General features: G+C 36.4%; 9 protein-coding genes and 1 pseudogene. 2 read left to right on the forward strand and 8 right to left on the reverse strand.

The genetic code is table 11. The annotated features are described in order from the left end of the window. Positions 1 to 77: 77 nt before the first annotated feature. From CD33_RS07235 to CD33_RS07250, 4 genes and pseudogenes are all read right to left on the reverse strand, one after another. Entirely contained in the window at positions 78 to 1,379 is a 1,302-nt protein-coding gene (locus CD33_RS07235; RefSeq protein WP_036199532.1) for an NCS2 family permease, read from the reverse strand. A 571-nt stretch (positions 1,380 to 1,950) separates the two neighbouring features. Next, a complete protein-coding gene (locus tag CD33_RS07240; protein WP_036199533.1) occupies positions 1,951 to 3,093 on the reverse strand; it encodes a DUF4179 domain-containing protein in 1,143 nt (380 codons plus the stop codon). Continuing rightward, entirely contained in the window at positions 3,065 to 3,661 is a 597-nt protein-coding gene (locus CD33_RS07245; protein WP_036199535.1) for an RNA polymerase sigma factor, read from the reverse strand. The genes CD33_RS07240 and CD33_RS07245 overlap by 29 nt, the downstream gene beginning before the upstream one ends. A gap of 298 nt (positions 3,662 to 3,959) precedes the next feature. After that, positions 3,960 to 4,265 (reverse strand): annotated as a pseudogene (locus CD33_RS07250) (helix-turn-helix transcriptional regulator); the annotation flags it as partial. A gap of 60 nt (positions 4,266 to 4,325) precedes the next feature. On the opposite strand from CD33_RS07250, the gene CD33_RS07255 reads away from it, so the two are divergent. Continuing rightward, on the forward strand, positions 4,326 to 5,009 hold the full coding sequence (locus CD33_RS07255; protein ID WP_052130085.1) for an SDR family oxidoreductase: 684 nt from the start codon (positions 4,326 to 4,328) through the stop codon (positions 5,007 to 5,009). Between the two features lie 368 nt (positions 5,010 to 5,377). On the opposite strand, the gene CD33_RS07260 is transcribed toward CD33_RS07255, so the two are convergent. Then, positions 5,378 to 5,662 (reverse strand): hypothetical protein, encoded by a 285-nt coding sequence (locus tag CD33_RS07260; protein ID WP_036199539.1) that lies wholly within the window; start codon positions 5,660 to 5,662, stop codon positions 5,378 to 5,380. 321 nt (positions 5,663 to 5,983) lie between these two features. Here CD33_RS07260 and CD33_RS07265 point away from each other — a divergent pair, with 321 nt between their 5' ends. Further along, complete coding sequence (locus CD33_RS07265) at positions 5,984 to 6,355, forward strand: VOC family protein (protein WP_036199541.1); 372 nt, start codon at positions 5,984 to 5,986, stop codon at positions 6,353 to 6,355. A 548-nt stretch (positions 6,356 to 6,903) separates the two neighbouring features. Here the strand turns inward: CD33_RS07265 and CD33_RS07270 are convergent. The 3 genes from CD33_RS07270 to CD33_RS07280 form a co-directional block, all read right to left on the reverse strand. Then, positions 6,904 to 7,539, reverse strand: a complete 636-nt coding sequence (locus CD33_RS07270; RefSeq protein WP_036199543.1) for a hypothetical protein — start codon at positions 7,537 to 7,539, stop codon at positions 6,904 to 6,906. Positions 7,540 to 7,720: 181 nt separating this feature from the next. Then, entirely contained in the window at positions 7,721 to 8,155 is a 435-nt protein-coding gene (locus CD33_RS07275) for a YkyB family protein (RefSeq protein ID WP_036199546.1), read from the reverse strand. Between the two features lie 442 nt (positions 8,156 to 8,597). Then, complete coding sequence (locus CD33_RS07280) at positions 8,598 to 8,990, reverse strand: hypothetical protein (RefSeq protein ID WP_052130086.1); 393 nt, start codon at positions 8,988 to 8,990, stop codon at positions 8,598 to 8,600. Between the last annotated feature and the right edge of the window lie 245 nt (positions 8,991 to 9,235).

A 9,235-nucleotide genomic window follows, 5' to 3' on the forward strand; every position in this document is an offset into this window, starting at 1 on the left:
ACTTGCACCACCTAGACAGCAGCCATGCCTGGCACACATAAAAAAGCCTCTCGCTTTAAACGAGAGGCTTGAAGTTTTTAGTGAGGCATAAATACTAACTGGATAACGAATAAAACCGCGAAGAAGTAAAGTAATGGGTGAACATCTTTACCTTCACCTTTGAATAACTTAAATAATGGGTAAGAAATAAACCCGAATGCGATACCAGTTGAAATACTAGATGTTAATGGCATGATTAAAATAACTAAAAATGCTGGGATTGCTTCTTCAACTTTATCCCATTCGATACCGCGAACAGCGCCGATCATTAAACTCCCTACGATAATTAATGCAGGTGAAGTAATGGCCGTAACACTTGCTAACGCACCCGCTAATGGAGAGAAGAATGCAGTTATTAAAAATAGTACTGCAACTGTTAACGACGTTAAACCCGTACGTCCACCCATTGCTACGCCAGAAGAAGATTCTACGTAAGCTGTTGTTGGGCTTGTACCAAACATGGAACCGATTGTTGTGGCTAAGGAGTCACCAAGGAATGCTTGGCGTGCTCGTGGTAATTTATCATCTTTTAAAATACCTGCTTGTTTGGCAACACCGACCATTGTACCTGTCGTGTCGAATAATGTAACTAAAATGAACGAGAATACTGTCCCGTATAAGCCGTATTTAATTACATCGCCAAATGCTTCAATTGGATTCCATACTAAAATACCTTCTGGCAATGCCGGCATCGCCACAACTCCATCTATTGTTAAGTTGCCAGTCAATGCAGCGATGATAGCTGTAACAATCATACCCCAGAAAATGGCACCGAATAAACGGTACATCATTAAAATAGCAGTAACCAGAACACCTACGATTGTTAACCAAACCATAGGGCTTGATAAATCGCCTAATTTTACTAAGTTTGCTTCATCCCCTGTCACCAAGCCTGCTGAACGCATACCGATGAAAGCGATGAATAAACCGATACCAGCCGTAATGGCTAATTTTAAGTTATTTGGAATTGCTTTGACGAGCATTTGTCTTAAAGGCGTTAAGCTAATAATGAAGAAAAGTATACCGGCTACGAATACAGCAGAAAATGCTGTCATATAGTCAATTTCACCTTTAGAAGCTTGGACAACCGTGAACGTAAAGAATGCGTTCAGACCCATACCAGGAGCCATTGCGATAGGATAATTTGCAAATAGTGCCAACCATAACGTACCAAATACAGTAGCGATAATCGTCGCTGTAAATACTTGATCACTAGGCACACCAGCAATCGATAGAATGGAAGGGTTTACGATTACAACGTATACCATTGTAAAGAAAGTCGTTATACCTGCCAAAATTTCAGTTTTTACAGTAGTATTATTTTCTTTTAGTCGAAACAAAAAGTTCAACCTCCTAAATACGAACATTTAACACAACGGAATTAATAATATTCGGTATTTAGTTTTAATGCAAGTGTTTTTACGCAAATTTCCGTCTGATACAAAAAGTTATTATAACAAGAATATTTAGAATATAAGGAGATGTCATGTGAATAATCAACCAACGAAACGTTTAAGCAATGGGTAGATATGCCGCTTATTGGTTTAGACGTTTATAAAATGACAAATCCAGAAGAGACACACAATTTATGCTTGAAATTTGGCGAAAAACAGGCTTCGATATTGTATTAATAAATGCTTATAAACAAGGCGTAAATATGCCCCTATTGCTGAATAAACCATCAAAAACAAAAACCTAACCTTTCTAACGAAAGAAGGTCGGGTTAAGTTATGGTGATTAAGAAATACCTAAAAAATAAATTGTCCAACTTGTTGGTGGCAAAGCTATTGAAATATCCGAAAGCTCAAGTTGTTGCTTTTAAATCTAATGGCAATGTACATATTCTAAGTGGAAGGCTCTAATAAAAAAATAGAAGAGAAAGTGGGTTTATCTTTCACTTTCTCTTCTATTTTATTTTTGTGAATTGATCGGTAATGTGATTTCAAGTTCGGGGATGTATTGAATCTTTGGTTCATTATTTTCATCCATTTGAAATGCCCCCATTTCCTTTTCATCAAAGAGATGTATATATGGCTTAATCGTTATTGTTTTTGGAATGGAATCAAACGGTATGTACCGATAATCAGTTACCTTAGTACTGCCATTAGAAGGGGTCCATCCATTCCCGTTAATTAACTTAAGTTGGCGACCTTGATCATCCAAAACATCTATTCCCATCGTTGTTAAAGGTAACGTAAAGGTTGTGTTATCAGTTAAAACCATTTTTGTAGTAATACCTGTTGTTATTGGTGTAAGTTTGATTTGTTCTACCGTAAAATGAATATTTTCATATTGACGACTTACTTTAGGTTGTAAAGTTACATAGTCTTCAATCTTATTTTTCACAGGTATGTTTATGTTTAAAGGGTTGTCTATGCCACTTATTGTAGTAGCTAAAGTTAGATCAAATTGTTCGGGGAAAGAATTTCCTCCCTGGTTACTCCGATCTGAAAATTCAACAATCACGGAAGCTTTATCTTTTCCTGGGTGCATAAAAACATCAATAGAATTGGAATCGTTCGGAGCAAAGGAATTAATCGGGTTGCCATCTATAAACAATTCAATATCACTGATACGATCACTTAAAGTTTCTTTTGAAAATTCACCTTCTGTTTGAAGTCGTTCCATACCAATTGAAACCCTTGTACCGTCATACACTACTTCCGATACATTTAATGTAAAGCCATCTTGAGTAGCACTTGTATGTAGTTTCGTTGAGAGGCCTTTATCGTCAGCTGCTTTAAGACCCAAATCACCAGCAAGTTCGAAAATTGATGATAATACGGGGACTTGCTTTATCGTTGCAGCCATCGTTGGTGAAATTAAGCTAGTGACAAATATCAGACCAAAAAGGATTGCGGCAGATACTGTCATCATAATAACTCTTTGACGCATTTTCTTATGGGTTTTGAAACTAGCTGACTGCTTAGACATACAATTGTCTTCATATTTGCTCATTGTTCGATTAACTAAATCAACCTCAACAGGAGTTTCCCGAATTAATTTTTCTAACCGTTCCAACTCTTTATCCTCCGATTTTAAACGAGTGTTCATGAATTTCCCCTCCTATCTTCTTATCTTCTATCAGTTTTTTCCGTAATCGCTCATACTTTTTTCGAACAGTAGCAGGTTTTAGTTCCATAATAGAAGCATTTTCATCAAAGCTATATTCCACAATGGCACGAAGCAACAGAATACGTCTTTCGTCTACACTTAACTTTTCCAGTAGCTCATGGATAAAATCTTGGTATCTGTACTCTTCCCGTCCATGAAACTGATCTTTTGCATGATTCTTCTTAAAACTTATCCAAAACCTATTGCCCTTGTGTTTCTTTTTTATTAAATCCATACAATGATGGTGAGCAATTTTATAGAGCCAGGCTGAGAATGAGACGCGATAGGAGAAACTTTTAATGTTTTCCAAACCTTTTATAAAAATATCCTGTGTTGCGTCCTCAGCTTCTTCTTTGCTCCCTAATAGGTAATAACAATAAATATATATCTTTTTTTGAAATCGACGGATGATTTCTGTATAAGCTTGTCCATTGCCTGATTGCACTTGCTCAACAATAGATTTTATAACTAAATGGGTATTCTCTTTGGATTTATTCGGTTCAGTCAATCTATATCCCCTCCTTTCTCTCTATATAACTGAAATGAATGGTGATTTGTGACAATAGATATGTTTTTCTTAAATTATAATGGCAAATTAAAAAATCCATTTTGAAGTACGATAGTTCAAAATGGATGCTTGACTAATAATTAAGTTTTTTATTTCCTCACTCTTTTGTTACACGATATCAAGGGGAAAAGTATTCATGTCCGCTTATATGTATGTCTTTTATAGTTTAATGATTAATCCCAGCTTCTTTGTTCATTATTCCTCTGCCCCTCCAGGCTCGACAACCATATTTCTTTTCTTACAACATCTCCCGCAGTCGCCGGATGTCTTTCATTGGGGAAAGGCCGAATTTACGGCTGTATTCCCGGCTGAAATGGGATGGACTTTCATAACCTACCTGAAACGCCGCCTCGGCCGCTTCCAGGTTTTCCGTTAGAAGCAATCGTCGTGCTTCCTGCAAGCGAAGCTGTATCTGAAACTGGATAGGGCTCATACCCGTGACTTCCTTGAAATGATTATAGAAGGTTGAAGGGCTCATTCTGGCTTCTTTCGCCAATTCGTTTACCTTTAAGGGCTGCGCAAATTCACGGTTCAACACCCCGATCAACGGCGTCCTTTACCATGCAGGGATGGTGCTATATTTGGAAGAAGGGGGCAAGAAATAATGTCTGTACTTAAAGGAAAAGTGGTTGTCATTACAGGGGCGAGCAGCGGAATTGGGGAAACAACAGCCCGACTGCTCGCAAGCCTGGGGGCTCATGTTGTGATCGGGGCAAGACGTGTGGAAAGACTCCAGTCATTGGCATCTGATATTGAAGGAGATGGAGGTTCTGTTTTCATTCAACAGCTCGACGTGACGGAACTCGAACAGATGCAGGCTATTATCGATGCTGCCCAAAGCCGTTTTGGAAAAATTGATGCCATCATTAACAATGCGGGGGTCATGCCGCTGTCTCCACTGGAAGCCTTAAAAATTGACGAATGGAACCGGATGATTGATGTCAACATACGCGGTGTCCTCCATGGCATTGCCGCAGGTCTTCCGGTCATGAAGAATCAAGGTTTTGGGCATTTCATCAATATCGCATCGATCGGCGCCTACGAAGTGTCCCCGACGGCAGCTGTCTATTGCGCAACTAAATATGCCGTACGTGCAATAACGAACGGATTGCGGCTAGAGACTGCTGGCCAAGGGATCCGTGTGACCCTCATATCGCCAGGAGTGACGGAATCGGAACTGGCAGAAAGCATTACCGACCACGAGGCTAGAGAATTCATGAAGGAATACCGACGCAACGCTCTTCCAGCTACGGCGATTGCCCGTGGGATCGTCTATGCACTTGAATAGCCTGCTCATGTCGATGTAAATGAATTGGTCATTAGGCCTGCAATGTAAATGCGTCATTGGATATCCGGTAATTAATTCCTGTGGATTCAAAATCATTAGTTATGAAAATGGAAAAGTAAACTATTGAACAGACAACTAATGGTGGTCGTCAATAAGGACTATATAAAAGCATTTCCCCTCATGAAATTAAACGCATTTCCTATTTATTGTAGAAATGCGTTTGATTTCCGTTGAACCTCTTGTTTATTTACGGGAAATAGCCTAGTTATCTCGTATTCAACTTCAGGTTTCTTACGGTTCCCCCTCTTCTCTAACTAAACCGCATTGTTGTTTAAGTGAAAATTAAATGAAGCAATAATAAATAGTAACTATTTCTTACCCTTTCGTTCTAAAAGTATAGGGGCGATATTTAGTAAGATAGAAGCAGATGTCAAAAACCATAGCACCCTTTCCATACCTGGCACCACATCCTCCAAAGCCGCCCAATCTTTCACTTCCACCCACTCCGATATAAGACTGTATTCCCCACAAAGTGTTAATGCTGTAAATGATAATCCCAATGCCATTGCAAGCTTATAATCCTTTCCTGCTTTATACATATAAAGATTTATTGAAGTTGCTGCTATTGCAATTAATCCCAATATTAACCACATAAAGGTACCCCCTCATTATAAATTTTCCAATATAGACAGTAATGGTAATTATATAGTTCCCAAAACCCTGTTTGGTAATAAAGCATAAGAACAATTCTACTCAAAATCTGCACCCGATTGTCAGGTGATTCGGCATAACACCAATCGAAAAGCGATAAAAATCATATTCTCCATCATATTAAAAATTCACGTTGAACGGCTGCTTTTTCTGCCCGGAAGGAAATAGGGTTATTGGAAGGGAATTATTTAATATATCAGATGAAATAAAGTTATTGGAAGGGAATTATTTAATATATCAGATGAAATAAAGGAGAGAAGGCTATGAGTCAATCATTTATTGAACAAGTACATTATATTCGAATTCCTGTAAAAGATTTAGATCTGTCTGCACAATGGTATAGAGATGTATTGGGGCTCCATTTATTGAACTTGACTAAGGAACTTGCCATTTTAAAAGTAAATGAAGGGCCTTTCTTACTCATCTTGGTTCCTACGGCAGATGAAACATTTGCACATTTTACAATCGATAATGAACAAGAATTTAGCATTGGCTTTACAAGTCCAGAGTTATCAAAATTCCATCAACACTTGATTGATAATCAAGTTAAAGTCGAGGATATAAAAGAAGATGGTGGCCATGCTTTCTTCCACTTTTATGATCCCAATGGCAATAAACTTCAAGTACACTGGTAGGAACATCGTAAATGAATCACCATAAATCTTGAACGGAATAAAAACGGGAACGTCCAGGTCAACGTTTCCATTTCTTGATTGAAAAACAGCAATACTATTTCCCAACGCCAAATAAAAAAGACCACCTCGTTTGAGATGGATATGGATGCCTCTTATTCTTATTCAACTAAAGCGCCCTATAAATTGGCTCATAAATACTTAAGCCAGCGTTAAGATAATATTCTAATGCCCTATAGCCTCTAACAAATACCCTATATGCGTCATCTGCATAGCTATTACTACACATGAAAACGCGATTACAATTAAACAAACTGCTTTGATTATATTATAAAGTTTATCACTCAACTCATAGCCTCCATTCTAATGAATTAGACGGAAATTACCTCATGAACGTTCCATATATGCCCATATTGCTTATTCAACTAAATCACCCTTTTACCCTGAATAAGAGTACAATTTTACTCAAGAATTGCGCCCAATTGTTGATTGTAAAGCACCAGATTAGCACAATGAAAAGAGATGCCAACATTGCTTGTTTTATAAGTAAACTAATTTATTTCTTTGCCTCTAGTATTCATTATTTCAATTTTATAAGAATCAATATTGGATAATGATTTTAATTCATTAGATTGTAAGATTTCATTTGCCGACTCTTCAATTTTCATTGCTAATTTATTTGCATTTTCATTCGAACTTTTTATTGATGTACGAATGGTAATAGTTGTTTCTTGATAATAAATGCTTATATTATCGATTACGTCATAATCTCTAAGACCTTTCATTAAAGTTTTGATTATATCAAGTTCTTTGTTGGGTATTTTATCCGAACCACCAATCAAATCCCATCTCTTAAAAACAATTGAATATTCTTTTAATATTGAACTTTTAATTATACTTCTCGCAATATATTCCATATCTCTTTTTACGGAATTTAAATATTCTTCATCACCTACTACATGTATCATCAATTCTTTGTTTGAAGTCGTTTTCACATCAACTCCCACATATTTCTCCTGAAGCTTTTCAATGACCATTTTCAATGTAGACTCTTCTTGAGTAAGTAAAGGTTTTTGTTCTTCTTTATTCACAATAGGAGTATTAAATGCTAACGGCATACTTAACAAAATTAATGATGCTATTCCCATTATAAATATTCCAGCAACCATCATTATCTTTTTGAACATATAATCCCTCCTAATAAGAAGGTATGTCGGCTTCCTTACATTATTCTAATTGAAGTAAAGGCAGTTTATACAACACTCTGGCCCGAATGTGGAATAAGAAAAATCCTGCATATCAACACAGGATTTTGAATCGAATTAATAATATTAATTTTGATATATAACAAACAGTTTCAAACTATATTTACCGTTCTCCGGGTCGTTTAGCGAATGGGGATATATAATTCTTGGATGCTTGCAAACCAAATGGATTATTTGGTTGAGGTTCTTTTATTCCCGTATAAGTCATCAGTAAGGCTTTGGCTTGCTTTAGCGATAAATAAGTTTTGGGATTTCTATATTGCTCTTCAAGGCTTCCTAAGTGCGGTAAATTCTGAAAATCTTCTTTGACGGGGAGGATATGAAATAGATATGATCCACAAGAGATTAATACCGTTGAAGTTTGTTTTGAAAGATTTGGGTTCCTTGAAAAATGCAATCCAATTTTTTTGGCCTTATCCTCACTTATTAATTTTTCCAATGCCCGCTTTTTTAAGGTATATAAGAACTTCGGATTTGGGGCCGTTTTCGCATGTTTGTTTACTACAAAAACAGCTTTTGATAAATTATCGACTGACATTTCGAGTTTATCCTCGTTATTCCTATTATGAAAAGTACTCAATAACTTACTCCCTTCGTGATATAGGTTTTCTTAGTTTTAGAAGTTCATTCATTAACTAAATAGTAATACTTGATATTGGGGCCGCATCTAAATTATGTCCTTTGAACGAAACAATTATTAGATGTCTATTTTTCACTCTACTATAAATCTGTTAATCTAGATACATTATGTTCATGAAGTATTTTTTTATACGTGAATCATCAAAATCCATTAGAAACATATAAAGAAAAGAAAAAAGACCCTTTCCTTACTACCGGAAAGCGTCGATTGATGAATAGCAGACAATAATTTCTGCCTTTTGCTACTTATATTGAAGCTCAGCTTGTTAAGCACATTTTCCCCACTTTTTGTTAAGCACCCGTTTTTTTGAGGTTGATGGAATGCTTACAGAAATACTATGTTAGTCTTTCTCAATTTTTATTGTTACATTTTCTTTGCTAATTTCTACGTTTTCTGTTTCAGAAACTTTCTTTATAGAATCTTCAACTATTTGTTGAATCATGGCATCATCAACTTTAACATCCTTCGAGAAACTTACTGATACAGACATCTCTTCAAAATTACCATCTACCATTATTGCTTCTATTGACTCACTATCGAGTTCCGTTTGTTCTGGAATAGATTCCAATATTTCATTTTTTAATTCTGAAAGAAAATTGGATTCTGGTGATAAATTCACATCATTTTCCCCGTTTTCCGAATCATCTAATACCACCACTTCCGGCTCTTCACTACACCCAACTAACAAAATTGAAATGAACACAATTCCTGAAATTAAAGCTTTCTTCAACACTTTCACTTCCCCTTTCAAAACAATTTACAGAATATGTAACAGATCACTTAGTTGGACGTAAAAAAATACTGGAAGTTTCATAAATGCTTCTCCTGGCTCGATTTTGCCATCCTGTTGATTAATTGTAATCATTCATATTTCGTTTCACCCGATAATCTGGCCCTTTTCATAAAGAAAAGCACAATTCATACTGCAGAAGGTAGTGACCCCTTAAAGTTAGAGTTATTATTATGCAGCTAATTGGC

This window comes from Ureibacillus sinduriensis BLB-1 = JCM 15800 (assembly GCF_000772955.1).
Taxonomy (GTDB): domain Bacteria; phylum Bacillota; class Bacilli; order Bacillales_A; family Planococcaceae; genus Ureibacillus; species Ureibacillus sinduriensis.